Origin of the sequence: Epilithonimonas sp. JDS (assembly GCF_021261315.1) — a bacterium.
GTDB lineage: Bacteria > Bacteroidota > Bacteroidia > Flavobacteriales > Weeksellaceae > Epilithonimonas.
This window is the reverse complement of the sequence record NZ_JAJSAX010000009.1, coordinates 34,402-59,248: the sequence shown is the minus strand read 5'-3', so window position 1 is coordinate 59,248 and position 24,847 is coordinate 34,402. Positions and strand designations below refer to the sequence as shown.

Here is a 24,847-nt window from a genome sequence, read left to right as displayed (position 1 = left end):
TTTTTTTAAAACTCTTGCGAGTAATTGTCCTTTATATAATTTTCCACCTTGTCCTTGGCGTAATGATAATTCGTTTTACAAGTTCCGACGGACATATCGAGTATCTTCGAAATCTCCTCATAAGGCAGATCATCATAATACCTCATATTGAAGACAAGTTTTTGCTTCTCGGGCAGCATTTGAATTGCTTTTGCCAAAAAAACCTGAATCTCTTCCGCATCCTGTCCGGCATTGTCCGCAACCAGATTCTGCATATGATATTCTGCATCTTCATCTGTCTTTTTCATCCGGTTCATTTTGTTGAGCGCCTGCAACGCCTCATTGGTAGCGATTCTGTACAACCATGTGTACAATTTGCTGTCATTTTTGAACTGATGAATATTCTGATACGCCTTGATAAATGTATCCTGCAAAACATCCTGAGCACCGTCGTGATCCACGATCAACCTGCGGATATGCCAATAGAGACGACTCTGATAAGCATCCATCATCGCACGCAAACCTTTCTCCACCGTTTGTGGATTGGCGAAGAGATTTACAATTTCCTCATCTTTGAGCTTCATTCAGATGTTTCGTAGTTTTGATTAAATAATAAGACCAAAGTTAAATTATTTTTTGAATTTCTTTGGATAAAGCTAAATCTAAAATCGAGCCTTTGTGATTTATAATCAAATCCAAACCATCAAAATCTTATCTTTGTTATATGAAAACAGTAATTATCGGCTCCGGAAATGTGGCTTATCATTTGGCAAAAGCTTTCACTTATAATAACATTAAGGTTGATCAGATTTTCGGGAGAAATGAAACTGAACTTTCTAAGATTTCGAATGAGTTTAATATTCCTTATTCAAATCAAAATCTTGAGGAAGCCGAACTCTACATCATCGCCGTTTCGGATTCTTCTGTAGAAAATGTTTCTGAATTAATTAAAAATGAAAATGCGCTCGTAGCTCATACTTCAGGATCATTACCAAAAGAAATTCTGAAAGGCAATTACCGAAAAGCAAGTTTTTATCCTTTGCAGACTTTCTCAAAAACCAAAGATCTGGATTATTCCAAAATCCCGTTTTTCATTGAAGCTGAAGATCAAATTGATGAAAAATCCTTGTTTGAATTAGCAACCATTATTTCTGATAATGTCGAAACTTCAACTTACGAAAAGCGAAAATACATCCATCTGACCGCAGTTTTTGCCTGCAATTTCGTGAATCATCTTTTTGCAAGAGCAAAGGAAATTTCGGATTCTCAGGATTTGAATTTCAATTATTTTCTTCCTTTAATTAATGAAACCGTTGAAAAAATCCATCATCTCGATCCAAAACATGCGCAAACCGGACCAGCCGTGCGGGGCGACGAGCGAATTTTGAAACTCCATGAAGAATTGATTACAAACAAAGAACAGCTTGACATTTATAAAACGTTGAATGAATCGATTAAAAAAATGTATCAATAATTGTGTAACATTTTAAAAATTCCTGCACTAATTATTCAGAAACAAAAAATTAAAAAAATCAAATATGAAATCTCTCAAAAAATTACTCATTCTTCCAATTTTGATGTTTGGTGCAATGGTATTTGCTCAAACTTCTTCAAACAGATTCTTCTACGAACTAACTTTCAAACCGAAAAAAGATTCTGCGAAAGTTGAAAAAGTAATGACCACGCTTGACATCACAAAAGAAAAATCACTTTACAGAGATTTCACTTGGGTGGCTCAGGATTCTATTCTTAAAATTGAATTTGAAGCGATGCAAAAAGCCGGCGTTTTCAAGGATATGACAAAATCTATGAGAATGCCAAAATTCGCTTACAAAGTTGAAAAAGTCTATCCGGATATGAAAGTAATTTTCGAAGAAGGCCTTCAAAACGGAATGACACCGATGAAATTGGGTTATGTAGATCCAACAAAATTCAACTGGAATATCACATCCGAAAAAGTAAAAATCGGAACCTACAATACGCAGAAAGCGACGACTGAATTTGGCGGCAGAAAATGGAATGCCTGGTTTACAACAGATCTTCCTTTCCAGGACGGACCTTACAAATTCTACGGATTACCCGGATTAATAGTGAAAATCGAAGATGACGGCGGAAATTATTCTTGGGAACTAAAAGGAAATAAGAAAGTGGACAATTTTGAAGAACTTTCCTATATTGAAAAAATATCTCCCGGCTCAGGCTCAAAACGAATGGAAGTGTCCAGAGACAAATTTGAAAGTACAATTGCAGACTTCAAAAAAGATCCGTTTGCTACAATCCGACCAATGCTGAAACCGGAAATGATGGCTCAGAAACTACCGGGAAGTGACGTCAGTATCGGAGAAATGGTAAAAACACAGGAGAAAATGCTGAAAGATTTTTACAATGCCAATGATAATCCAATTGAACTGCCAGTTGCAAAAGACAAAAAGAAAAAATAAGATCAAAACCGGGAATTGACTTCCCGGTTTTTTTATGATTAATATCCTTATTTAGATTTATTTAAAACAAGTTATATTTGCATTTCTAAAAAGATGAATTTTGCAAAATAAACATCCCGATAAATTGTGCTGCTTTCCTAAAAATCAATTAGGCAAAATCACAGGTTATGATAATGAAGACCTGCAGATGCCTACAAAAATCTTGGAGATGGGACTTCTTCCGGAAACCTCGTTTCAGGTTCTTTACCAGGCACCATTTGGCGGTCCTTTATATATAGAATACGGATCGGAGAAAACAAGAGTTGCATTGCGGGAACAGGAAGCAAAATTCATCAAAGTTGAAGTTTTGGGATAATGCAGAATCAGAAAAAACAGAAACAGATTTTATTGGTTGGAAACCCGAATGTAGGCAAATCCACACTTTTCAATAGTCTCTGTAACAGAAAACAAAAAACCGGAAACTATGCTGGCGTCACCGTGGCGAGTCTTTCCGGAAATTATACTTACAAAAACGAAGAAGTCGAAATCACCGACCTTCCCGGCTCGTACAGCATCTATCCAACTTCTGAAGATGAAGCGATATTTTCCAGGTATCTGATTCAGGAACAGGAAAATTATGTTGGCGTTTTGTACATTGCCGATGCGATAAATATGAAGCGGAGTCTGCTTTTGTTTCAGCAGATTCAGGATTTGGGAATTCCAATTTTGATGGTCGTAAATCAAATTGATGAGGCAGAAAAACGTGGCATTAAAATCAACACCGATGAGCTTTCTAAAAAACTGAATGTCGATATTCTAAGAACCAATGCGAAGGAACATTTGGGCATTGATGAAGTTCGAGAAGCTATTTTTAATAATAAATTCAATAAAACTTCTCAGAGCACTTTTGAAATCCCTATTGAGCAAAAAAGTCTGGTTTACAAAATTGCAGAAAACACGAAAGACCATAATCTTTACAAAATCTGGACACTTTTGGCGGCCGACACTTATCTCGGAAAGATTGAAAGGATCAATGAAATAATCACACAGGAAGATGCCAAATGCAATGTTCCGAAACGATTGCAAATCCAAGAAACGGTTCGACGTTATCAGAATATTGACAAAATCATCTCTGAAACGACTGAGAAAATCCCTCAGAGAAAACAGCTATTGACAGAGAAATTGGACAGAATTCTGGTTCATCCGGTTTGGGGTTATCTGGTTTTCTTTTTGATTTTATTATTGATATTCCAAAGTGTGTTTTTTCTGGCAGAATATCCGATGAACTGGATTGAAGGTGCGTTCAGTTGGCTGTCTACTGAGTCCGCGGAATATCTTCCGGAAGGTCCAATTAATTCATTGATTTCAAACGGAATTGTACCTGGAATTGGCGGAATTGTCATCTTTGCACCGCAGATTGGGATTTTGCTTTATTTCCTTTATCTCCTCGAAGATTCCGGATATATGGCAAGAGTTATTTTTTTGATGGACAGATTTTTACGTCCTTTTGGTCTTAATGGAAAAAGCATCGTTCCTCTGGTTTCGGGAACAGCTTGTGCGATTCCCGCAATTATGTCCACACGGAATATTGAAAACATCAAGGAAAGATTAATAACCATTCTCGTAACGCCTTTTATGACGTGTTCTGCGAGATTGCCGGTTTACAGCATCATCATCGGATTGATTATTCCGGACGAGAATTTTTATGGTATCAAATACAGAGCAATTGCTTTGATGGCAATGTATCTTGTAGGTTTCGGAATGTCTTTGCTTTCTTCACTGATTCTTAAAAATGTCATTAAAACCAAAGTCAAAAGTTTTCTGGTAATGGATTTGCCAACTTACAAAATGCCTTTGTTCGGCTATGATTTGAAATTGGTTTTAGGAAAAGTTTGGGACTTCATCAGCGGTGCCGGAAAAGTGATTTTTACTGTAAGTATTATTTTGTGGACATTAAGCTATTTCGGACCTGCGCAAAAAGCAAATCAAACCGTTGCTTCCAATGTAAAGCTGGAACAATCTTACTTGGGAAAAATCGGTCGCGGAATAGAACCTGCGATTGCACCATTGGGCTACGACTGGAAAATGGGAATCGGGATTTTGACGAGTTTTGCAGCGAGAGAAGTCTTCGTAGGAACATTATCTACACTTTACAGTTTGGATGATGAAGCGCCGGAAGGCCGATTGATAGAAAAAATGAGACTAGACGTCCATCCAAATGGTGAGAAGGTTTTCAGTTTTGCAACGGGTGTTTCAATCTTGTTTTTCTATGCTTTTGCAATGCAATGTATCTCAACAATCGCCGTTGTTTACAGAGAAACTCAAAGTTTGAAATGGACAATGCTGCAGACTTTTGCAATGACTCTTTTGGCATACTTTTCGGCACTTGTTGCTTATCAGATTCTGAAATAATTTTAACCCCAACCTTAAAGGGAGAATTTAATTAAATGGAAAACTCAATCATCATACAATACGCAATCATCGGATTATTGGTTTTGGGAGCACTTTATTTTACTTTCAAAAAATTTGCTGAGACATTTTCCAAGAAGAAAGACAGCAAAAACTGCGGTCCCGATTGTGGCTGTTCTTAATTCAAAAAAGTTTAATTTTAGCTTTAGAAAACTAGATGCTTTTTGAAACTTAATTTAACTTTTCTTCTCCTCACTTTCTGCATTTTCATATCTGCACAAAATGACAGCATTAATAGTCAAGTAATTTCCTACGACGACAAGATTATGCTTCGATTGAATCTGGATACAAACATTGATGAATTTGTGGTTTCTTCCAGAGAATTAGGCATCAAACCAAAGCTCGCTCTCAACAGCCAAATCAATACGACTTTCGGATTGGATTATAAATTCATCAGTGCGAGTATCTCTTTTGCTCCTGATTTTTTACCCGGAAATAATGATAATAATTTCAAGGGGAAAAGCAGTTTCACGAGTTACAATTTCAGATTCTTTCCGAAAAACATTATCCAAACCCTTTCCTACAAAAACAGCAAAGGCTACTACATCAGCAACACCAGAGATTTTGTGAGCGATTGGCAAAAAGACAGAGACCAATATTTGCAGTTTCCGAATCTCAGGATTCAAAGCTTTGGAGGTTCCACTTCTTATATTATTAATAAAGAATTTTCTCTGAAAGGAATTTACTATCAAAAGGAATGGCAGCCGAAAAGCAGCGGAAGTTTTGTGCCGTCTCTTAATTACAAATATTTGATTTTTTCAGACAATCAAAACTCCGTTAAGTCCCGAGAACATCAATTGGATTTGAATTTTGATATCGCTTATCATTACAATTATGTGATTACCAAAAATATCAACATTGCACCTTTTGCCTACGCAGGTTTGGGAAAAAAGTGGAGCAGTTATAAAAACGATGTAAGTCTGAGCGAAAGAGAAAAGGACAATTATTTCACTCAGAACTTTGGTGCGGGATTGCATCTGGGTTACAATTCTGAAAAGTTTTTTTTCGGTTCTAAGTTCAATTATTCCGGAAATCATTATACAGACAATGACTCCAACGTCGTACAAAATGATTTCTTTGTGCTTTTTTTCATCGGTTACAGATTAAATGCGCCTTCAAAAGTAAAAAGAGTTTATGAAAAGATTCAGGAGAAAATTCCTGCACTTTGATGCGAATTTGAAAACCATAATCACTTCTTTTTAATACATTTGCACTCAGAAAAAAACCTTAAAATTCAAAAATGTCATTAATAAAATCAATCTCCGGAATCCGAGGAACTATTGGCGGAAAAGTAAACGATAACCTGACGCCACTTGACGTGGTGAAATTTGCGTCTGCCTTCGGAACCTGGCTTCAGAACAATAAAAATAAAAAAGATTTAACGCTTGTCATCGGTCGTGACGCTAGAATTTCCGGTCAAATGGTTTCTTCTCTTGTTGCTTCAACTTTGCAAGGTCTGGGAATCAATGTGGTGGATTTGGGTCTTTCCACAACGCCAACTGTTGAAATTATGGTTCCCGAATTGAAAGCTGACGGCGGAATTATCCTCACCGCTTCTCACAATCCAAAACAATGGAACGCTTTGAAATTGCTTAATGACAAAGGCGAATTCATCAGTGGTGAAAATGGTGCAGAAGTTTTGGCTTTGGCAGAAAACGAAGATTTCAATTATGCGGAAGTGGATGATTTGGGGAAATATGAAACCAGAGACGACGCTTTCGATATTCACATCAAACAAATTTTAGACTTGCCAACAGTTGATGTTGAGGCGATAAAAGCTAAAAAATTCAAAGTTGTACTTGATGCTGTAAATTCAACCGGCGGGATTTCTATTCCACCACTTTTGGAGCAATTGGGCGTTGAAGTTATCAAGCTTTATTGCGAACCAAACGGACAATTCCCCCACAATCCAGAACCTTTGAAAGAGCATCTTGGCGACATCTGCGAATTGGTCCTCAAGGAAAAAGCGGATATGGGAATCGTGGTTGACCCAGACGTTGACAGACTGGCTTTGGTGGACGATAAAGGCGAAATGTTTGGCGAAGAATACACTTTGGTTGCCGTTGCAGATTATCTTTTGAAAGATAAAAAAGGTGTGGCAATTTCCAATCTTTCTTCCAGCCGTGCGTTGAGAGATGTGGCGAAAGGACTTGATTCAGAATATTTTGCAAGTGCTGTTGGAGAAGTGAATGTGGTAACCTTAATGAAAGAAAAAAATGCGGTAATCGGTGGAGAAGGAAACGGTGGAATTATCTATCCTGAGCTTCATTACGGAAGAGATTCTTTGGTTGGCGTTGCTTTATTTTTGACTCATTTAGCGAAAGAAAACAAAACCGTTTCTGAATTGAGAGCAACTTACCCAAGTTATTTTATGGGTAAAAAGAAAATAGAATTGACACCAGATATCGACGTTGATGCTTTATTAATCAAAGTTCAGGAAGAATATAAGAACGAAGAAATCTCAACCGTTGACGGTGTAAAAATCGATTTCCCTGAAAACTGGGTTCACCTAAGAAAATCTAATACTGAACCAATTATCAGAATTTACACTGAGGCGTTTTCTCAGGAAGAAGCAGACAAATTGGGCGATGATATGATTGCGAAGATTAGAAGTTTGATATAACATTAAAGGAAGCAAAATCTGCTTCCTTTTTTATATCTATTAAATCGCTTCTTTATAATAAGCTACAAACTCGCGAAAAATGGAGTAGAAATCCCTCAACTCAAAATAATCCGGACTTGCACTTTCAATATTCTCAAAACCTTGTTTACGGAATAATTTCTTAGTTCTGGTCTGATGAAAATATTGAGAAACCGAAATCGCACTTTTGAAATCCAAACTATCCATCATTCTCATCGAATTCTCAACCGTTTTCTCCGTGTCATTTCCGAAATTATCAACTAATATTTTCTCGGTCGGAATTTTATTTTCAATCAAATATTCCTTCATTCTCTTTCCTTCCCAAAAACCTTCCTTCCCCAAACCACCGCTGACGATAATTATTTTAACTCTTTTTTGATTGAATAATTCGATGCTTTTATCAAGACGGGCTTTCAATCTTTCGGACAAAGTTCCATCTTCATTCACTTTATTTCCAAGAACGATTGTAACATCTGCGTTTTTCTTTTTATCATTTAATCCATCAATCGTAATGTAAATCGAATGAGCTACAAACCAAATCATTAGAATGACAAAAATCGATTTAATAAAAATGAAAAATCTCTTCATAAAAAATCTAATTTAAAGCCAAAAGCAATCAGCCATTTGCCAAAAGCCATCTAATACTGCATTTTCCTCAACTTCTTAGAAGTCGCACCAATAAACAAAGCCGTCAAAACCGTCATCGTCCCACCGAAAACCACAGAACGCACAACGCCCATCAGTTTCGCCGTCAAGCCACTTTCAAATTGCCCAAGCTCATTACTCGACATTATGAAAATCGAATTCACGCTTAAAACACGTCCACGGATTTCCTCAGGCGTTTTCAATTGAACAATCGTTCCTCGAATCACAACACTGATTCCGTCTAACATTCCGCTCAGAACCAAGAATGCAAACGACAGCCAATACATTTTCGATAATCCAAATCCAATAATACAAAGTCCAAATCCAGTCGCCACGAAAAGTAATATCTTCCCTTGATTTTTACGAAGCGGAACCATCGACAATGTAATGATAATCAGCATCGAACCAATATCAGACGCTGCATTCAGCAGACCAAATCCCTCCGAACCAACTTTCAGAATATCACTTGCAAAAACCGGAATCATCGCCACAGCACCACCAAAAAGAACCGCAAACATATCCAACGTTTGCGCGCCCAAGATTTCCTTCGTTTTATAAATATAAGCCAGACCTTCCTTCACACTTTCGAAGATTTTGATATCCTTATTCTTATTTTCAGAAAATTGTTTGTTGATTGTCCAAAAGAATAATGATGACAAAACCATACAACTCACAATGACCACTAGAGTCCATTTTATCGTAATCAAAGCAATCAGAAAACCGCCCAAAGCGTGACCGGAAACCGATGCCACCAAAAACGTCGCCTGATTCAAAGTGACCGCATAAGGCAGATTTTCCTGCTTTACAATTCTCGGAATCATACTTGGAACCAACGGACCAAGAAACGAACGACAAATGCCTGTGAAGAAAATCACGGCGTAAATAAAATATGTAATCTCGTGACCTGTAAAATGCATTTTATGACCGAGAAAAGCCGGAATCAGGAGCAGGCTTATCAAAACCACATACGCATAATTGCACAACAAAAGCAATCTTTTTTTTTCGTTCATATCAATCACGTGGCCAGCGTAAAGCGCACAGGAAACTGCCGGAATCACCTCAGAAAGTCCGATCAATCCAATAGAAAAAGGATCATGTGTCAGCTGATAAACCCACCAGCCAAGCAAAGTTGCCAGCATTCGAAATGCTATGATTAGGAAAAATCTACCGGTAAGAAGATGACGAAATTCTATATTTTTTAAAACGCGGAGTGGTGTGAAAGAAATCATTATGCAAAAGTAGTGGATAACGATTGATTACACATTAATTTTCAAAATTTTATCTTCGCAGAATGAATTGGATTATACTCATCATCGCAGGATTTTTTGAAACCGGATTTGCAGCCTGTCTCGGGAAAGCACAGGAGACCTCGGGTAGGGAAAGCATCTATTGGTGGATTGGTTTTTTCGCCAGTCTTTTCATCAGTATGTTTCTAATGTTCAAAGCTATTTCCGGCCCAAACGGATTGCCGATCGGCACAGCTTATGCAGTCTGGACAGGAATTGGCGCTGTTGGCGGCGTAATTGTCGGGATTTTGATCTTCAAAGAACAGGCAACATTTTGGCGACTGTTTTTCGTTTCCACCCTCATTGCTTCCATCGTCGGTTTGAAAGCCGTCAGTCATTAATATTTTTGGAGCTAATTCCCGCTATCCACTATATCTTTTTTGTTTTTACAACATAGTCATCCAAATTAAAATTTGCACAAAAAACAAAAAAGGATGCCGTTCCTATCGGGGCTATGGGAGTCGTACATTGACTGAAGATTTGGCAATAAATTGATTTGCCAATTTCTAATATCAGCCTGCTAATAGTAATAGTAGTCGGGAGAACTGTTTACTAGTGAAACGATTAAAGCAACAAAAGCCGTCATCCCAGCTACAGAACCAACCACGATAGCCGTAGTTCCGCCAGGGTTATTCTTTTTGATAACTCTGATGTCATTCTTCGTAATAGTCACTTCTTGGTTATTAGCGATTCCTACAATTTTATTTTCTTCTACAGTAGAAACCTTTGCTTTATATTTAGGTTTACCGTTTTCGTAGAAAGTATATTTTTTTCCTGTCTGAACTGCGGAAAAATCATTCTTGTTCAGATTGTTTCTGTAGATGGTTGTGGTACAAGATTGCAAAAGAATTAGCAAAGCAATCAGAAAAGAAAAAGTTCTCATTGTAAATTTAGTTTTTCCAAATATAAAGCAATTTTTCTATCATTTGCAAGCCTTGGAATTTTGTTTTGTCCTCCCAATTTTCCTTCCGACTTGGCATAATCCTGAAAGGCATTTTTCTTCAATTTCGTGATAACCAAAGGTTGCAGAATATTCCCTGAAATCAAATCATCATAATACGTATTTCGTTTTCTGAGTTGCAAATCCAATTCAGATTTAAACGCTTCAAAATTTTCCGGTTCTTTTTCGAACTCGATGAACCATTCGTGGTAAGGCAAACCTTCTGCTGGATTCACTTGCGGAGCAAGATGGAATTCTGTAATCTGAGCTGGGAATTTTTCAACAGTTGCTTTCAACGCTTCCTCGACTTCAAACGCAATCACGTGTTCGCCAAAAGCGGATGTGAAATGTTTCGTTCTTCCGGAAACCAAAATTCGGTGCGGATTTTTATCGATGAATCTTACCACATCGCCGATAGAATATGCCCAAAGTCCGGAATTGGTCGTCAAAATCAAGGCATAATCTTTATTGAGTTCCACATCTTTCAAAGTTAATCTCTTTGAATTTGGTTTTCCATATTCTTCCAGAGGAACAAACTCATAAAAAATCCCGTGATTCGTTAACAGCAACAAACCTTCTTTTGTATAATCATCCTGAAATGCAAAGAAACCTTCCGATGCCGGAAAAGTCTGAACAATATCGACGGGTTTTCCCAGCAATTCGTTCATCTTATCTCTGTAAGGTTCGTAATTCACGCCACCAGTTATGATTAATTGAAGATTTGGAAAAATCTCTGTGATTTTCTTTCCGTGTCGGTCAATCAGTTTTTCGAAATACATAATCAACCAAGGCGGAATTCCGGAAATCAGCGTCATATTTTCTTTCTCGGTTTCCTCTACGATTTTATCGATTTTTGTTTCCCAGTCTTCGATGCAGTTGGTTTCCCAGCTTGGCAATCTGTTTTTCTGAAGATAATTCGGAATGTGATGTGCCACGATTCCGGACAATCTTCCGTTTTTGATGCCGTTGATTTCTTGCAATTCTGGAGAACCTTGTAGGAAAATCATTTTTCCACCAACGAAATCTGCATTGTTTTTCTTTTCTATATAATGAAATAAAGCACTTTGAGCCGCTGCAATTTGAAACGGCATTGCTTCTTTCGAAATCGGAATATATTTGGCGCCGGAAGTTGTTCCCGAGGTTTTCGCAAAATATTCCGGCAAGTCTGGCCACAAGATTTTTGATTGTCCTTTTTTTATTTTCTCGATATATGGTTTCAAATCTTCGTAATCTGCAATCGGAACGTTATTTCGGAAATCTTTAATAGTCTTTATCGCTTCGAATTGATGTTCTCTTCCGAACAAAGTTTTCTCAGCCATCTTAACTAATGAAAGCAAGAGTTCCTGCTGATTCTGAACTGCATTGGTTTTGAAAACTTTTGTTTTGGCGATATGTTTTTTGGCCCAGATGAGCGCGATATTTTTCTTGATAAAATCCAGCATCATTACGAATTTTCGGTTGTCAAATTTATGAACAATTCTTTATGTATAATTATATATATACAATCTTTGTCATTCCGCAGGAATCTCAGCAGTTTAGATTGACTTCGTCGAACCAGTGTGCTAGGTTTCCTACGGAATGACAAACTTCTTTTTTAGTAATAAGCATGTTTTGATGTAGAATCTGCAGCCCGACTTGAGTGGAGCTCTTTTTGTCATTGCGATTGTAGAAAAGTTCAACTTACTGACTCACGTCGATCGCAATGACAAAAAAGCGGGAACGGAAGGCGGACAAAGCTGCCCAAATAATTATTATTGAAAAGTTTGTGATAAGTGTTTGTGTTTTAGAAAGAAATAGTGTACTTTTGCACCTCGAATAATATAAAATTTATAAACAATGTTTGCAATTGTAGAAATAGCAGGGCTTCAATACAAAGTTGAGCAAAACCAAAAGTTGTTTGTGAACCGTTTGAAAGGAGACAAAGGAGCGAAAGTTTCTTTTGATAAAGTTCTTCTTACTGTAAACGGCGCAATCACTGTAGGTGCCCCGGCTGTAAACGGTATCACCGTAGATGTAGAAATTCTTGACCACGTTCAGGCTGACAAAGTAATCATCTTCAAAAAGAAGAGAAGAAAAGGTTATGCTAAGAAAAATGGCCACAGACAATCTCTTACTCAGATCCTTGTAACTGGTATTACTGGATTTGGTGCTGAGAAAAAAGAAGCTAAAAAAGCGGCACCTAAGAAAGCGGCTAAAGCTGAAGTAACAGAAACCAGCGAATCTGCTGAATAATTTTTAACCACAAAGTTTAAATAAAATGGCACATAAGAAAGGAGTTGGTAGTTCCAAAAACGGTAGAGAATCTCATTCCAAAAGATTGGGTGTGAAGATTTTCGGAGGACAAGACGCTATTGCTGGTAACATCATCATCAGACAAAGAGGCACTCAGCATCACCCAGGTGAAAATGTTGGGATGGGTAAAGATCACACTTTGCACGCTCTTGTGGATGGTAAAGTTGTTTTCAGAAAGAAAGCTAACAACAGATCATTTGTATCTATTGAACCAAACGCATAATTAAAAAGCGTTTTATAAAAATAAAAAATCCTGAGACTTATGTTTCAGGATTTTTTATTTGGTAATTGTTCTATTAAAGCGTTTCTAATTGCGCTTCTGTGAATTCCATATTGTGGAAAACATTCTGGACGTCATCATCTTCTTCGAAACGTTCCAGCATCTTCATATTGGCTTTGAACTGGTCATCCGTCATTTCTTTTGTGTTGTTCGGGATTCTTTGTAGTTCCGCACTTTTAACTTCGATTTTTAAGTCGTCAAGCTTGTGAGACATTGCCCCGAAATCTTCGAATGCGGTTGTGATCAAAACTTCTGTTTCGTCCTGGTCGATCTCCTCTGCACCACCGTCGATCATTTCCATTTCAAAATCGTCCCATTCGGTTTTGATTTGTGCCTTCTCGATAGTAAAAATTCCCTTTCTATCGAAGATGAAGGCTAATTCTCCATTCTTCCCAAGATTACCGTCAAACTTGTTGAAAATCGCTCTTACATTGGCAACGGTTCTTGTTGTGTTATTCGTCGTACATTCAACAAAGAACGCCACGCCGCCTTGTCCGTAACCTTCATAAGTTACTTCTTCGTAGTTCTCGGCATCTGCACCACTTGCTTTTTTGATTGCTCTCTCGACATTGTCCTTTGGCATATTGGCACCTTTTGCATTCTGGATGCATCGTCTAAGTGCTGGATTGACTTCTGGGTCTGTTCCGCCGGCTTTAACCGCCAAGGCTATATCTTTTCCTATTTTTGAAAACGTTTTGGCCATCTTGTCCCATCTGGCCATTTTTGAGGCTTTTCTATATTCGAATGCTCTTCCCATTGCAAGTTTTATTTTATGATACAAAAGTACTGAAATATAGAAACAAAAAAAATACCTCCAATCAAATTGGAGGTATTTATATTTAGAAAATTAATTATTAATAATTATTTTTTCTTAGTAGCTCTTTTCTTAGCTGGAGCTTTTTTAACTGTTTTTTTCTCAACTACTGGAAGATCTGATTTTTGAAGAGCATCCCAAGCAGCGCCGTTCACAGCCTCTACTACAACTTTTCTATCAGCTTGTCTTTCAGCATCAGAAGCTTTCTCAGAAACTTTAGCGTCTCTTTCTCCAACTCCTACTGATTTCAATTGACCTGCACTAACTCCTTTTGCTTCCAACGCAGCAACTACAGCAGCAGCTCTTTGTCTAGAAAGTTTCAAGTTATAAGCTTCTGCACCTTTAGCATCTGTGTGACCAGTTACAAGGAAAGTAGCATCTTTCGCTCCGTTAAGAATAGCAGCAGCTTGTTCAATTTTACCTGCAGATTCTGCTCTTACAGTAGCTTTGTTAAAGTCAAACAAGATGTTTGTTAAAGCACCTGTAGCTTCTTCAGCGTAAGCAGAAGCCGGTTTAGGACAACCTTGGTATTGAGCAAGACCTGGAACTGTAGGACAAGCATCATCTTTGTCTAATACACCGTCTCCATCTGTATCTGGCCAAGGACAACCTTTGTTTTCAGCTGGACCAGGAACATCAACACAAGCATCATCTTTGTCTAATACTCCGTCTCCGTCAGTATCTGGCCAAGGACAACCGTTGTTTTCTTTAGGACCTGCTACATCTGGACATTGATCGTCTTTATCTGGAATACCATCTCCATCCGTATCAGGACATCCTTGGAATTCTGGTAAACCTGGAGTATCTGGACAAGCATCTTCTTTGTCTGGAATTCCGTCTTTATCTCTGTCAGTGTTTCCGAATCTAAATAATAAAGATGCAGAAGCTTGCCAGAAATTAGCAATGTTAGATTTGTCTACTGGCGTAGTTACATAATCTCCTTGAACACCTAAACCAAAGTTTTTAGTTACCCAGAAATTGATACCAGCACCTGTACTTACAGTAAAGTGATTAGCTTTTCCTGTTAAGTCACCATCCTTATCATATGCCGTGTAAACACCTCCACCTCTTGGTTTTGTATCTGTTACAGGAAAAGTTACGCCTGTATAATCGTGTCTAAGGTAGTTAGCACCAACTCTCAAGTATGGGTCAAACCAAGACTCTTCGTCCCACAAAAGACCTGCAGCTTTGAATTGAACACCAAGACCTGTCATCAAGAAAAACTCTTTGTCCATCCCGATTCTCTTGTTGTCAACATTACCTACTGTAGTCTGCCAGTCAAGTACCAAACCTTTTCCAAGGCTTCTTGCAACTGTCAACTTAGAAAGTGGTGGTGTAATTGAATACTTAGATACTCCAAATAAGTTTTCTTTAAAATTGTTGAATGAGAACGTATTGCTGAAATTGTTTCTTTGAGCAACGTGATTCACTCCATGAGCACCTACACCTATAACCCAAGGGTTAGTAGTAGTTTGCGCAAAAACAGAAGAGGCAACAGTAAGTGCCAAAGCTGTAATTCCTAATTTTAGATTTTTCATAGAATTAAATGATTAAATAATTGATAATGCAAAATAAATATAATTTTTCTTTATAAACAAAGTTTTTTTAACTTTTCTTTAATATCCGTTGGATATTTACCTTATTCTCTCTGTCTTTGATAGCTTCTCTTTTATCAAACAGTTTCTTACCCTTAGCCAATGATATAAGCAGCTTTGCTTTACCGTTATCATTAATATAAAGCTTTAATGGTATTATCGTATTGCCAACATCCTTTAACTTTTTTTTAAGTTTTTGCAATTCGTAACTATGCAGTAACAATTTCCGTTCCCTTTTTGTTTTATGATTGTAAAAAGTTCCCAATTTATATTCATCAATCATCATATTAATGACATATAGTTCGTCATCAATAAACTGGCAAAAGCTTTCTGTGATTGATGCCTTGGAAGATCGAAGGGATTTTATTTCTGTACCCGTCAAAACCAGACCTGCTTCATACTCGTCCAGAATTTCGTATTCGAAGCGGGCTCTTTTGTTGAAGATATTAACAGTTTTTTCTATTTTCATAGTGTTAAATTATTATAACTATAGGGCTTTCCTCATCCCAACTTATTTTCGTAATTTTGCACAAACTTACAAAACAATATGTTAACAGTATCCAATTTATCATTACAGTTCGGGAAAAGAGTTCTTTTTGATGAAGTCAATATAAAATTTACAAAAGGGAATTGCTACGGTATCATTGGTGCCAACGGTGCAGGAAAATCCACTTTCCTCAAAATATTAAGCGGAAAACAAGACCCAACTTCTGGTCACGTTTCTTTGGAAAACGGAAAAAGAATGTCCGTATTGGAGCAGGACCACTTTGCTTACGACAACTTTACTGTATTGGAAACTATCCTTAGAGGAAACAAAATGCTTTTCGACATCAAAGAAGAGATGGACGCTTTGTACGCAAAAGAAGACTTCTCTGACGATGATGGAATAAAAGCTGGAGAACTTGGCGTAGTGTACGACGAAATGGGCGGATGGAACTCTGAAGCAGATGCGCAGACTTTGCTTTCAAACGTTGGTATTTCGGAAGATATGCATTACCAATTGATGGGAGAGCTTGAAAATAAAGACAAAGTAAGAGTTTTGCTTGCTCAGGCATTGTTCGGTAATCCAGACGTATTGATTCTGGATGAGCCTACCAATGACTTGGATATCGCTACAATCGCTTGGTTAGAGGATTTCTTGGCAGATTATGAGAACACCGTGATTGTTGTTTCTCACGACCGTCACTTCTTGGATACTGTTTGTACGCACATCGGCGATTTGGATTATGCTAAGTTGAATCTTTACACCGGTAACTACTCTTTCTGGTATCAGGCCTCACAATTGGCAACAAGACAAAGAGCTCAGGCTAACAAAAAAGCTGAGGACAAGAAAAAAGAATTACAGGATTTTATCGCGCGATTCAGTTCCAACGTTGCGAAAGCGAAACAGGCAACTGCACGTAAGAAGATGATTGACAAGTTGAACATCGACGATATCAAACCTTCATCCAGAAGATATCCAGCCATCATTTTCGATACCGAAAGAGAAGTTGGAGACCAGATTCTAGACGTGAAAGGCCTTGAAAAAACAAAAGACGGCGAATTACTCTTCACCAATATCGACCTTAATCTTAAAAAAGGTGATAAGGTGGCGGTAATCTCCAGAAACTCTTTGGCAATCACAGAATTTTTCGAAATCCTTGCCGGAAACCTTCCTGCAGACAAAGGAAATGTAGCTTGGGGCGTTACGACGAACCAATCGCATATGCCTTTGGACAACACCAACTTCTTCCAGGATGACATCAACTTGGTAGATTGGCTGAGACAATTCACGAAGAATGATGAGGAGCGTCACGAGGAATTTATGAGAGGTTTCTTGGGAAGAATGCTTTTCTCTGGCGACGAGGCTCTAAAATCTTGTAAAGTTCTTTCCGGAGGTGAAAAAATGAGATGTATGTTCAGTAGAATGATGCTTCAGAAAGCGAATGTTCTATTGCTTGATGAACCTACGAATCACTTAGATTTGGAGAGCATCACAACCTTGAATAACTCATTGAATAACTTCAAAGGAAACATTCTTTTGTCCTCCCACGATCACGAGTTGCTTGGAACGGTTTGTAACAGAATCATTGAGTTGACGCCAAAAGGGATTATCGACAGAGATATGACTTACGACGAATATCTATCTGACAAGAAAATCAAAGAATTGCAAGAACAAATGTATTCTTAAAAATTATTTGGGCGCCTATATCCGCCTTCCGCTCCCTCCCGATTTAACATCGGGATCCGCTCAAGTCGGGGCGCGGGTTTCTACATAAAATCAACGTTTGTCATTAACGACAACGATTCAAATAAAAACCCTTTCAGAGTTTCAATACTTTGAAAGGGTTTTTCATTTTGTATATATTTCAAATCTTTAAAAAAGTTTATCAAGAACAATATTTTTCAATTAAAATTAATGAAAATCAAAAACTCTTATTAATTTAGAGAAATATATAAACTTTATGAATTCATTAAAATACTTACTCCTCATTCTGATGATTCCGTTTTTGGGATTTAGTCAGACCAAAGACCCACGCTACCAGCCAAAACCTTACGTAGAACTCAAACATCCGGAATGGAGCAAAAATGCGACAATCTACGAAGTCAACATCCGGCAGTACACAAAAGAAGGCACTTTCAAAGCTTTCGAAAAACACTTGCCAAGACTCAAAAAAATGGGTGTTGATATTCTTTGGTTAATGCCAATTCATCCCATTGGAGAAGAGCATCGGAAAGGAAAATTGGGAAGTTATTATTCCGTAAAAGATTTCAAAGGCGTGAATCCAGACTTTGGAACTTTGAAGGATTTTAAAAACCTGGTTGACAAAATCCACGCAATGGGAATGTACGTCATTATCGATTGGGTCGGAAATCATTCCGCTTGGGACAATCCGTTGACCAAAGAACATCCGGACTGGTATACCAAATCCAGAGAAGGCAACTTCCAGCCAACGCCTTGGTACGATTGGGACGACGTCATCGATTTTGATTACAACAATCCCGACTTCCGAGAGTATATGACAGGTGCGCTGAAATATTGGGTAAAAGAAGCGAACATCGATGGGTACAGATGCGACGTTGCAGGTTTCATTCCCGTAGATTTCTGGGACAATGCGAGAGAAGAAATGGATGCGATAAAACCAGTTTTTATGCTGGCTGAATGGGAATCCAGAGATTTGTACAAAAAGTCCTTTGATGCCACCTATTCCTGGACCCTTTGGGATAAACTGAAACTTGCTACAACTGGCGGAAAAGGCGCCAACGCACTTTACGAATATATGGCGCACGATGTCGGAAGTTTCCCATTGGATTCATATCGAATGCTATTCACAGACAATCACGACAAGAATTCTTGGGAAGGCAATCAATATTCCAATTTTGGAAAAGGATTGGAAACGGCAATGGTTCTTTGTGGAACAGCCAACGGAATGCCTTTTGTGTACAGCGGACAGGAAGCCGGATTGGACAGAAGCCTTGAGTTCTTCGAGAAAGACGAAATCATTTGGAAAAATCATAAATTCTATGGAATGTATCAAAAATTGTTTGACCTTAAACATAAAAATCAGGCACTCTGGAACGGAAAATACGGAGGCGAAATGATAAGAGTGACGAACAATCAAATGAGCGACGTTCTATCAATCTACCGCGAAAAGAATAACGATGCGGTTTTATCCATCTATAATTTTTCCGATAAAAGCTTACCAACTTCCGTTGATACTAAATATTACAATGGACAATACCGAGAGTTGTTTACCGGCAAAATCTACAATATCAATTCTGAAAAGACCAATCTTAATTTGAAACCTTGGGAATACTTGGTTTTGGTAAAGAACTAAAAAAGCAGCCAATTGGCTGCTTTCGTTTTTCTATTTTGTAAGTTTTGTAGTTGGTAAAGAAACCGTTCCCGGATCTTTCCAAAGACCGTCTTTCTCAGCTCTCTTTTTAATCGCTTCTGCCCTCTTGTTGCTGTCCGGATGCGAATTGAACATTTTCTTGAAACCAGATTGTGCTGCTGCACCTTCTGACAATAATGCTAATTTTTTGAAAGCTGTGTAAGCACCGACAACATTATAGCCATTTGCTTTCATAAAATCATAAGAATAGGTATCGGCTTGAGATTCCTGTTTTTTGCTGTGAGAAGCATCCAGCATCGCATTAGCCATTTCCCCGATCTGACTGTTGTTCAGTGTAGCGACTGTATTGGAAGACGCTGAGGCAGCATCCAAAGCAGCAGCTTTCAGGTAAGCAGATTTGATGGCATCTTTGGTGTCCTCATTTTTCACGTGACCAATTTCGTGACCGATTACAGCCAGTAATTCATCATCAGTCATAATATCCATTAATGAGGAAAATACACGAACACTTCCATCTGCGCAAGCAAATGCATTGATGTCCTTAACCTTGTAAACTTTGTAATTAAGATTTAGGCCATCCTGCGATTTGTGCTTTGCAAATAATTTGTTGAGCCTCACCGTGTAAGGATCTTTTGGACCAGCAACTGCATTATTTTTATCCATATAATCTACTGATTCTTTAGATAATGCTATGGCATCTGTGTTAGAAAATGTCATTGCTTTCAGTCCTTTTCCTGCGATATCGGTCGCTTTACCGAGACTGATTTTTTGCGCTTGCATCGTGCTGATTCCACCAAGTAAAATTGCACATAAGATAATTTTTTTCATAAGTTGTTATTTAAATTGATTGAAATTCAATCAAAAACACAACCAAAATCACCTTAAAACGTAAAATTTTTATAAAAATGTAATTTACTTAATATAAGGTTTGATTAAAGCGATTTAGACCAGACTATTTTTGTCTGCATAATTGAGCTTAAAGAAGATAAAAGTCATTATAGAAAACGCCAGAAGCGAACTTCCTCCATAACTGAAAAATGGCAGCGGAATCCCAACGGTCGGGAAAAGTCCCATTACCATTCCAAGATTGATGGCAAAGTGAATCAATAAAATAGAGGCGAAACTGTAACCGAAAACACGATTGAATGTAGATTTCTGATTCTCGGCGAGATAATAAATCCGACCAATGAAAATGGAATAACAAAGAATCAAAATCGTGCTTCCAAGAAAACCCCATTCCTCTCCAACTGTACAGAAAATATAATCGGTTTCCTGCTCGGGAACAAATTTACCTTGTGTTACAGAACCTTGCTTATATCCTTTTCCGGTAAATCCGCCAGAACCGATGGCCGTTTTGGAATAGAGTAAGTTGTATCCCGAAGTATCGCGGAACGCTTTCTCTCCTTTGTACAATACTTCGATTCTCTCTCGCTGGTGTTTTGGAAGTTTGGTGAGAACGTACTGAGAAGAATAGGACAATCCACTGAGAACGCCCACTGTAAGGATAATTCCGATAATCGACATTATATTCCCCTGAATTTTATAAAAATTAAGAAAGACATAAATCGCTGCAATGATGAGAATTGCTATGGTAATATATAAAGGATTGACCGCAATCGAAACAAGAAAAACGGCTGCGAAAACGAAAATAATTCCAAATAACCATCCGGAAAGTCCTTCCCTGTAAAGCGCCATCACGAAAGCAAAAAATACCAAAAGTGATCCGACATCGGGAATCATCAAAACGACAACGCCGGGAATGCCGACAATCGCCAAAACGGTGTAAAGAACTTTCCTATTGTTTAAGTTGAAATCCGGACTGGAGACATAATTCGCCAACATAAGCGCCGTTCCAATCTTGGCAAACTCTACAGGCTGCATTGTAAAACCACCGAATTTGTACCAGTTTTTTTGACCTAGAATCTCTGTCCCAAAAGGAAATAATCCAATCAGAAGCAACACGCCGCCAACATAAATAATGGCTGACATATTCTCGAAGAATTTGGTTCTCATAAAAAATATGATCATCCCGACAAACAGAGAAATCCCGAAGAACATCAGCTGTTTGCTTCCCAACTTGGCATCTACACTATTAATATTAATAATAGCGAAAACGCAGAGTATCAGGTAAAGTCCAATTCCTAATTTATCGATCCCTTCTGCCCACTTCATTTTGAATTGTTTTTTAGAGGTTTAACTTTGGAACTGTCTTTTTTTAATTTTTTATTTTCGATGGCCTGCAGGCTGTCTTTGATTCGCTTGAGTTTTACAGTGTCTTTAGGCGGTTCCTTGTACCAGCCTTTGCGTTTCATTTCAGAAATATACTGTCGTTTATACTCCGGCATAAAGCTGGAGGTGATCATTTTTTTGTAGAGATTTTCTCTTTTGAGTTCCCCGGTAATATATTTTTCAGCGATTACCGTACAAGCCGGACCTGCCCACGTTGCTCCGAATCCTGCGTGTTCCATTACGGCAACGACAACAATTTTCGGTTTATCAGCTGGCGCAATCAATACAAAAATAGAGTTATCTTTTCCCTGAGGAACCTGCGCCGTTCCGGTTTTGGCCAGCTGCGTGAAATCTTTTGATCTAAGACTTCTACCCGTTCCTTTGATCATTACTGCTTCCATCCCTTGAAGAACCACGTTATAATAATGTGGATTCTGAACCAGCGTCATATGTTTCTTTTTGAATCTTGGATCAGGATTTGGCTTTCCATCGATAGATTTTACGATATGAGGCGTATAATACCAGCCTTTATTGGCGATGGCTCCTACGAAATTTGCCATCTGCAAAGGTGTCAAAAGAACGTCGCCCTGTCCCATTCCGTTGTACAAAGCACCTGTCGGCATCTCGTCCCAGTTTTTATAATCGGTGCGTTTGGATCCGTTGGCTTTATAAATAGATTTCATTCTCTTTTCATAAAACTCACCGGACGGAATTCTACCTTTTGCTCCAACTGCTAAATCATTATTAAGAAACTCTCCAACACCAAAACTATTGATGATTTTTTTCCATTCATCAACGCCTCTCGATGGATTTCCGGGATATTTTTTAAGAATTGCCAAATAGGCATAAGTAAAGTAGCAGTTACTGGAAACTTGGATTGAAGGAATCAGCGGATCTGCACCACCGTGACCTTTGATGCTTTTTCCCCGATAGAAAAATCCTCTTCCACAAGGGAAAATCGTTTGGTCCGTCATCACGCCCATTTCCATAGCCGTCAAAGCTGTTAACAATTTGAACGTGGATCCCGGTGGATAAGCCGCCTGGATTGATCTGTCGAATGTTGGTTTATTTTCGAAAATGGTATCGTTAGCCAGCTTGTAAAGGTTTCTTGATTTTTGCGGTCCTGTGAAAAGATTTGGATCGATATCCGGACCCGTTGCCATTGTGAGGATTTCTCCGTTGTTCGGATCCAGAGCTACAACTGCACCGTGTTTGTTGACCAGCATTTCTTCTGCCATTCTTTGTAGGTCATAATCAATTGTTAAAGTCAGATCTTTTCCGGTAACGACTTCTTTATCAAGTTCACCATTTTTGTAGGAGCCTATGCTTCTTTGGCGAATATCTTTCTGGATATATTTGATTCCCTTTTCACCCCGAAGTTCTTTTTCATAAGACTTTTCGACGCCGCTTTTCCCCACAAAATCTCCCGGCAGATAGTATGTGGAATCTTTCTTAATATCTGCATCATTTACCTGATTGGTGTAGCCCAAAAGATTCCCGGAAGTATCCACTTCATATTGTCTCTGCGGACGAGGAACAATACTGAAAGCCGGATATTTGAAAATCAATTCCTGAACTCTCGCCATCTCTTCCCGACTTAGATTTTTCATAAAGGTCATCGGGGTCAACTTGGAGTAGTATTTTTCCTTTTCAATATTCTTCAATGTCTGAACGAATTCCCGTTCTGTAATTCCTAATAGTTTGCAAAAACCGATCGTATCGAAATCCGGTTTCAGAAGTGCTGCGGTGTAAGAAATTTCGAATGAAGGCTGATTTCCAACAAGTATTTTTCCATTTCTATCGAAAATAACACCTCTTGGCGGGATGACATATTCTGTTTTGATGGATGTGTTCGCGGCATTCAGAGCATATCTGTCTGTGAATAATTGCAAATAAGAAAGCCTTGCAATAAAGATTAATGCAATGACAGAAAGGACAAGAATGATTTTGAGGTATTGTGACTTCATATGTGCTTTTACAGTTTTTTAGAGGACATATGCAACCTAAGTGAGAAAGTGATTTTTGTTTTGTACATTCTTTCGGTTTCAGACTTTTTGCTTGATTTTAAATGCTAATGCATAGGCTAATATAAATACAAACGAAATTATACTGGTAACTATTACATTAAATAAAATTTCAAAAAATCTGTCGAACTTAAAGAATTCGATGTACTGAACCAGAAGTTGATGGATGAAAATACTGGTGACAATAAAAAATATAAACTGCGTCCACTGGATACTTTGGAACGAGAAAAAATCCGTCGTTGTATCCGTAGAAGTCCGGAATATAATTGTTCTGAAATATGCAACAACCGTAGTTGCAAACGCATTGATTCCCCAAGTTCCAAGAAATGCATCCACACACAATCCCAAAATAAAACTTAAAGCGAGAAAATGAAATCTGTTTCTGAAGAACGGATAAAACATCACAAAAACAGGATAAAGCACAGGAATATACTGCCCAAACAAAGCAACTCTATTCAGAATGAAAATCTGAAAAGCCGTCAATAATGCGATCAAAACAAGATCTGATACTACGTTTCTACTGACCATCTTTATTAATTTGAGCTTTTAAAGTATCATCGATTTTTTGAACTTCTGATTTTTTCAGATTTCGAACCACATAAACTTTGCTAAGTTTTCCAATTTTTTCGCTGAGTTCCACAGAAATATCCCAGAATCCGGTTTTGCTGTCCACTTCGTAACCGGCAATGGTTCCTACCATAACTCCAGCTGGGAAAATAGAAGATTTCCCGTCTGTCACAACACTGTCGCCAACTTTCAGCGGAACATATTTCGGAATATCAGAGAGCGTCATCGTTCTGGTGTCATCGCCTTTCCAGGAAAGGGTTCCGAAATAACCGGACTTTTTGAGCGCTGCACTGATTTTTATTTTATTAACACTCAAGATCGATTTTACCAAGGAATAATTATCTGTAGTATTAATGACAATCCCGGCAATTCCCCGAGGCGCAATGACACCCATATTGGAATTGATTCCCTGCAATCGTCCCCGGTTGATTGTATAGTAATTATCACGTCTGTTGATGCTGTTGAAAACCACTTCGCCATCTACAAAAGTATAGATCTGCCCGCCGCCAATGGTATCATAGACTCTTCTGAAGCTTGGTTTTGCAACTTTATCCTTTCCATAAAGTTCCAGCATCAAAGCTTTGTTTTGCGTCACGAGATCTTCGTTGATCTGTTTTAGCTTGAGGTAAGAAGTTCCTTCGTCTATATAACCGGAAATCCAGGAATTGAAGGCAGCTGTTCTAGCGGCAATGAAACTTTGCTGCATTGTATTTTTGCTGAAAATAAGTACAATTGCAACCAATTGCAAGAATACAAAGAACACCAACAAAGCATTCTTGGAAAAAAATCTCAGCAAAGCACCCATCTAAGTTATAAATGATAATTGATAA

Annotated in this window: 25 protein-coding genes; 12 read left to right on the top strand and 13 right to left on the bottom strand. The window is 38.1% G+C overall.

Annotated elements, in window-relative coordinates:
• Window positions 1-5: 5 nt before the first annotated feature.
• Window positions 6-563, bottom strand: a complete 558-nt coding sequence (locus tag LUD75_RS17740) for an RNA polymerase sigma factor (protein WP_232707144.1) — start codon at window positions 561-563, stop codon at window positions 6-8.
• A gap of 140 nt (window positions 564-703) precedes the next feature.
• Between LUD75_RS17740 and LUD75_RS17735 the strand changes: the two genes are divergently transcribed.
• The 7 genes from LUD75_RS17735 (at window position 704) to glmM (ending at window position 7,491) form a co-directional block, all read left to right on the top strand.
• Window positions 704-1,453 carry a DUF2520 domain-containing protein gene (locus tag LUD75_RS17735; RefSeq protein WP_232707143.1) on the top strand — a complete coding sequence of 250 codons (750 nt, stop codon included), beginning with the start codon at window positions 704-706 and terminating at the stop codon, window positions 1,451-1,453.
• 64 nt (window positions 1,454-1,517) lie between these two features.
• Entirely contained in the window at window positions 1,518-2,420 is a 903-nt protein-coding gene (locus LUD75_RS17730) for a GLPGLI family protein (RefSeq protein WP_232707142.1), read from the top strand.
• A 100-nt stretch (window positions 2,421-2,520) separates the two neighbouring features.
• The gene (locus LUD75_RS17725; RefSeq protein ID WP_232707141.1) at window positions 2,521-2,775 is read left to right on the top strand and encodes a FeoA family protein; all 255 of its coding nucleotides are present in this window, start codon (window positions 2,521-2,523) and stop codon (window positions 2,773-2,775) included.
• Window positions 2,775-4,811 carry a ferrous iron transport protein B gene (gene feoB / locus LUD75_RS17720; protein WP_232707140.1) on the top strand — a complete coding sequence of 679 codons (2,037 nt, stop codon included), beginning with the start codon at window positions 2,775-2,777 and terminating at the stop codon, window positions 4,809-4,811. Before LUD75_RS17725 ends, feoB begins: the two co-directional genes overlap by 1 nt.
• A gap of 35 nt (window positions 4,812-4,846) precedes the next feature.
• Entirely contained in the window at window positions 4,847-4,990 is a 144-nt protein-coding gene (locus tag LUD75_RS17715; protein ID WP_232707139.1) for a FeoB-associated Cys-rich membrane protein, read from the top strand.
• Between the two features lie 42 nt (window positions 4,991-5,032).
• On the top strand, window positions 5,033-6,037 hold the full coding sequence (locus tag LUD75_RS17710; RefSeq protein WP_232707138.1) for a DUF4421 family protein: 1,005 nt from the start codon (window positions 5,033-5,035) through the stop codon (window positions 6,035-6,037).
• Between the two features lie 71 nt (window positions 6,038-6,108).
• A complete protein-coding gene (glmM, locus tag LUD75_RS17705; protein ID WP_232707137.1) occupies window positions 6,109-7,491 on the top strand; it encodes a phosphoglucosamine mutase in 1,383 nt (460 codons plus the stop codon).
• A 39-nt stretch (window positions 7,492-7,530) separates the two neighbouring features.
• Here the strand turns inward: glmM and LUD75_RS17700 are convergent, their stop codons facing one another.
• Both LUD75_RS17700 and LUD75_RS17695 read right to left on the bottom strand, forming a co-directional pair.
• Window positions 7,531-8,097 (bottom strand): YdcF family protein, encoded by a 567-nt coding sequence (locus tag LUD75_RS17700; protein ID WP_232707136.1) that lies wholly within the window; start codon window positions 8,095-8,097, stop codon window positions 7,531-7,533.
• 50 nt (window positions 8,098-8,147) lie between these two features.
• Window positions 8,148-9,383, bottom strand: coding sequence for an MFS transporter (locus LUD75_RS17695; protein WP_232707135.1), 1,236 nt, complete (start codon window positions 9,381-9,383; stop codon window positions 8,148-8,150).
• 62 nt (window positions 9,384-9,445) lie between these two features.
• On the opposite strand from LUD75_RS17695, the gene LUD75_RS17690 reads away from it, so the two are divergent.
• Window positions 9,446-9,781, top strand: a complete 336-nt coding sequence (locus tag LUD75_RS17690; RefSeq protein ID WP_232707134.1) for a multidrug efflux SMR transporter — start codon at window positions 9,446-9,448, stop codon at window positions 9,779-9,781.
• A 179-nt stretch (window positions 9,782-9,960) separates the two neighbouring features.
• Here LUD75_RS17690 and LUD75_RS17685 read toward each other — a convergent pair whose 3' ends face one another.
• Both LUD75_RS17685 and LUD75_RS17680 read right to left on the bottom strand, forming a co-directional pair.
• A complete protein-coding gene (locus tag LUD75_RS17685; RefSeq protein WP_232707133.1) occupies window positions 9,961-10,323 on the bottom strand; it encodes a hypothetical protein in 363 nt (120 codons plus the stop codon).
• Window positions 10,320-11,822, bottom strand: coding sequence for a GH3 auxin-responsive promoter family protein (locus LUD75_RS17680; RefSeq protein WP_232707132.1), 1,503 nt, complete (start codon window positions 11,820-11,822; stop codon window positions 10,320-10,322). Before LUD75_RS17680 ends, LUD75_RS17685 begins: the two co-directional genes overlap by 4 nt.
• A 394-nt stretch (window positions 11,823-12,216) precedes the next feature.
• Here LUD75_RS17680 and rplU point away from each other — a divergent pair, with 394 nt between their 5' ends.
• Window positions 12,217-12,612, top strand: coding sequence for a 50S ribosomal protein L21 (rplU, locus tag LUD75_RS17675; protein ID WP_232707131.1), 396 nt, complete (start codon window positions 12,217-12,219; stop codon window positions 12,610-12,612).
• 25 nt (window positions 12,613-12,637) lie between these two features.
• Window positions 12,638-12,895: a 50S ribosomal protein L27 gene (gene rpmA / locus LUD75_RS17670; RefSeq protein WP_028121647.1), complete on the top strand. Its 258-nt coding sequence runs from the start codon at window positions 12,638-12,640 to the stop codon at window positions 12,893-12,895.
• Between the two features lie 73 nt (window positions 12,896-12,968).
• On the opposite strand, the gene LUD75_RS17665 is transcribed toward rpmA, so the two are convergent.
• From LUD75_RS17665 to smpB, 3 genes are all read right to left on the bottom strand, one after another.
• Entirely contained in the window at window positions 12,969-13,709 is a 741-nt protein-coding gene (locus tag LUD75_RS17665) for a YebC/PmpR family DNA-binding transcriptional regulator (RefSeq protein WP_232707130.1), read from the bottom strand.
• A 104-nt stretch (window positions 13,710-13,813) separates the two neighbouring features.
• Window positions 13,814-15,304: an OmpA family protein gene (locus LUD75_RS17660; protein ID WP_232707129.1), complete on the bottom strand. Its 1,491-nt coding sequence runs from the start codon at window positions 15,302-15,304 to the stop codon at window positions 13,814-13,816.
• Window positions 15,305-15,371: 67 nt separating this feature from the next.
• Window positions 15,372-15,830 carry an SsrA-binding protein SmpB gene (smpB, locus tag LUD75_RS17655; RefSeq protein ID WP_232707128.1) on the bottom strand — a complete coding sequence of 153 codons (459 nt, stop codon included), beginning with the start codon at window positions 15,828-15,830 and terminating at the stop codon, window positions 15,372-15,374.
• A gap of 78 nt (window positions 15,831-15,908) precedes the next feature.
• Between smpB and LUD75_RS17650 the strand changes: the two genes are divergently transcribed.
• Window positions 15,909-17,531, top strand: a complete 1,623-nt coding sequence (locus tag LUD75_RS17650) for an ATP-binding cassette domain-containing protein (RefSeq protein ID WP_034964020.1) — start codon at window positions 15,909-15,911, stop codon at window positions 17,529-17,531.
• Window positions 17,532-17,805: 274 nt separating this feature from the next.
• The gene (locus tag LUD75_RS17645; RefSeq protein WP_232707127.1) at window positions 17,806-19,179 is read left to right on the top strand and encodes an alpha-amylase family glycosyl hydrolase; all 1,374 of its coding nucleotides are present in this window, start codon (window positions 17,806-17,808) and stop codon (window positions 19,177-19,179) included.
• A 30-nt stretch (window positions 19,180-19,209) separates the two neighbouring features.
• Here the strand turns inward: LUD75_RS17645 and LUD75_RS17640 are convergent, their stop codons facing one another.
• The 5 genes from LUD75_RS17640 to mreC form a co-directional block, all read right to left on the bottom strand.
• Window positions 19,210-20,025, bottom strand: coding sequence for a M48 family metallopeptidase (locus tag LUD75_RS17640; RefSeq protein WP_232707126.1), 816 nt, complete (start codon window positions 20,023-20,025; stop codon window positions 19,210-19,212).
• A 114-nt stretch (window positions 20,026-20,139) separates the two neighbouring features.
• The gene (gene rodA, locus LUD75_RS17635; RefSeq protein ID WP_232707125.1) at window positions 20,140-21,369 is read right to left on the bottom strand and encodes a rod shape-determining protein RodA; all 1,230 of its coding nucleotides are present in this window, start codon (window positions 21,367-21,369) and stop codon (window positions 20,140-20,142) included.
• The gene (locus tag LUD75_RS17630) at window positions 21,366-23,393 is read right to left on the bottom strand and encodes a penicillin-binding transpeptidase domain-containing protein (RefSeq protein ID WP_232707124.1); all 2,028 of its coding nucleotides are present in this window, start codon (window positions 23,391-23,393) and stop codon (window positions 21,366-21,368) included. The genes rodA and LUD75_RS17630 overlap by 4 nt, the downstream gene beginning before the upstream one ends.
• Before the next feature lie 78 nt (window positions 23,394-23,471).
• A complete protein-coding gene (locus LUD75_RS17625; protein ID WP_232707123.1) occupies window positions 23,472-23,978 on the bottom strand; it encodes a rod shape-determining protein MreD in 507 nt (168 codons plus the stop codon).
• Complete coding sequence (mreC, locus tag LUD75_RS17620; RefSeq protein ID WP_232707122.1) at window positions 23,968-24,822, bottom strand: rod shape-determining protein MreC; 855 nt, start codon at window positions 24,820-24,822, stop codon at window positions 23,968-23,970. The genes LUD75_RS17625 and mreC overlap by 11 nt, the downstream gene beginning before the upstream one ends.
• Window positions 24,823-24,847 lie beyond the last annotated feature (25 nt).

Bases quoted from the DNA above. Each gene is read 5' to 3' on its own strand.
- LUD75_RS17740 (WP_232707144.1), bottom strand. From the start codon at position 563: ATGAAGCTCAAAGATGAGGAAATTGTAAATCTCTTCGCCAATCCACAA.
- LUD75_RS17735 (WP_232707143.1), top strand. From the start codon at position 704: ATGAAAACAGTAATTATCGGCTCCGGAAATGTGGCTTATCATTTGGCA.
- LUD75_RS17730 (WP_232707142.1), top strand. From the start codon at position 1,518: ATGAAATCTCTCAAAAAATTACTCATTCTTCCAATTTTGATGTTTGGT.
- feoB (WP_232707140.1), top strand. From the start codon at position 2,775: ATGCAGAATCAGAAAAAACAGAAACAGATTTTATTGGTTGGAAACCCG.
- LUD75_RS17715 (WP_232707139.1), top strand. From the start codon at position 4,847: ATGGAAAACTCAATCATCATACAATACGCAATCATCGGATTATTGGTT.
- glmM (WP_232707137.1), top strand. From the start codon at position 6,109: ATGTCATTAATAAAATCAATCTCCGGAATCCGAGGAACTATTGGCGGA.
- LUD75_RS17700 (WP_232707136.1), bottom strand. From the start codon at position 8,097: ATGAAGAGATTTTTCATTTTTATTAAATCGATTTTTGTCATTCTAATG.
- LUD75_RS17695 (WP_232707135.1), bottom strand. From the start codon at position 9,383: ATGATTTCTTTCACACCACTCCGCGTTTTAAAAAATATAGAATTTCGT.
- LUD75_RS17690 (WP_232707134.1), top strand. From the start codon at position 9,446: ATGAATTGGATTATACTCATCATCGCAGGATTTTTTGAAACCGGATTT.
- LUD75_RS17685 (WP_232707133.1), bottom strand. From the start codon at position 10,323: ATGAGAACTTTTTCTTTTCTGATTGCTTTGCTAATTCTTTTGCAATCT.
- LUD75_RS17680 (WP_232707132.1), bottom strand. From the start codon at position 11,822: ATGCTGGATTTTATCAAGAAAAATATCGCGCTCATCTGGGCCAAAAAA.
- rplU (WP_232707131.1), top strand. From the start codon at position 12,217: ATGTTTGCAATTGTAGAAATAGCAGGGCTTCAATACAAAGTTGAGCAA.
- rpmA (WP_028121647.1), top strand. From the start codon at position 12,638: ATGGCACATAAGAAAGGAGTTGGTAGTTCCAAAAACGGTAGAGAATCT.
- LUD75_RS17665 (WP_232707130.1), bottom strand. From the start codon at position 13,709: ATGGGAAGAGCATTCGAATATAGAAAAGCCTCAAAAATGGCCAGATGG.
- LUD75_RS17660 (WP_232707129.1), bottom strand. From the start codon at position 15,304: ATGAAAAATCTAAAATTAGGAATTACAGCTTTGGCACTTACTGTTGCC.
- smpB (WP_232707128.1), bottom strand. From the start codon at position 15,830: ATGAAAATAGAAAAAACTGTTAATATCTTCAACAAAAGAGCCCGCTTC.
- LUD75_RS17650 (WP_034964020.1), top strand. From the start codon at position 15,909: ATGTTAACAGTATCCAATTTATCATTACAGTTCGGGAAAAGAGTTCTT.
- LUD75_RS17645 (WP_232707127.1), top strand. From the start codon at position 17,806: ATGAATTCATTAAAATACTTACTCCTCATTCTGATGATTCCGTTTTTG.
- LUD75_RS17640 (WP_232707126.1), bottom strand. From the start codon at position 20,025: ATGAAAAAAATTATCTTATGTGCAATTTTACTTGGTGGAATCAGCACG.
- rodA (WP_232707125.1), bottom strand. From the start codon at position 21,369: ATGAAGTGGGCAGAAGGGATCGATAAATTAGGAATTGGACTTTACCTG.
- LUD75_RS17630 (WP_232707124.1), bottom strand. From the start codon at position 23,393: ATGAAGTCACAATACCTCAAAATCATTCTTGTCCTTTCTGTCATTGCA.
- LUD75_RS17625 (WP_232707123.1), bottom strand. From the start codon at position 23,978: ATGGTCAGTAGAAACGTAGTATCAGATCTTGTTTTGATCGCATTATTG.
- mreC (WP_232707122.1), bottom strand. From the start codon at position 24,822: ATGGGTGCTTTGCTGAGATTTTTTTCCAAGAATGCTTTGTTGGTGTTC.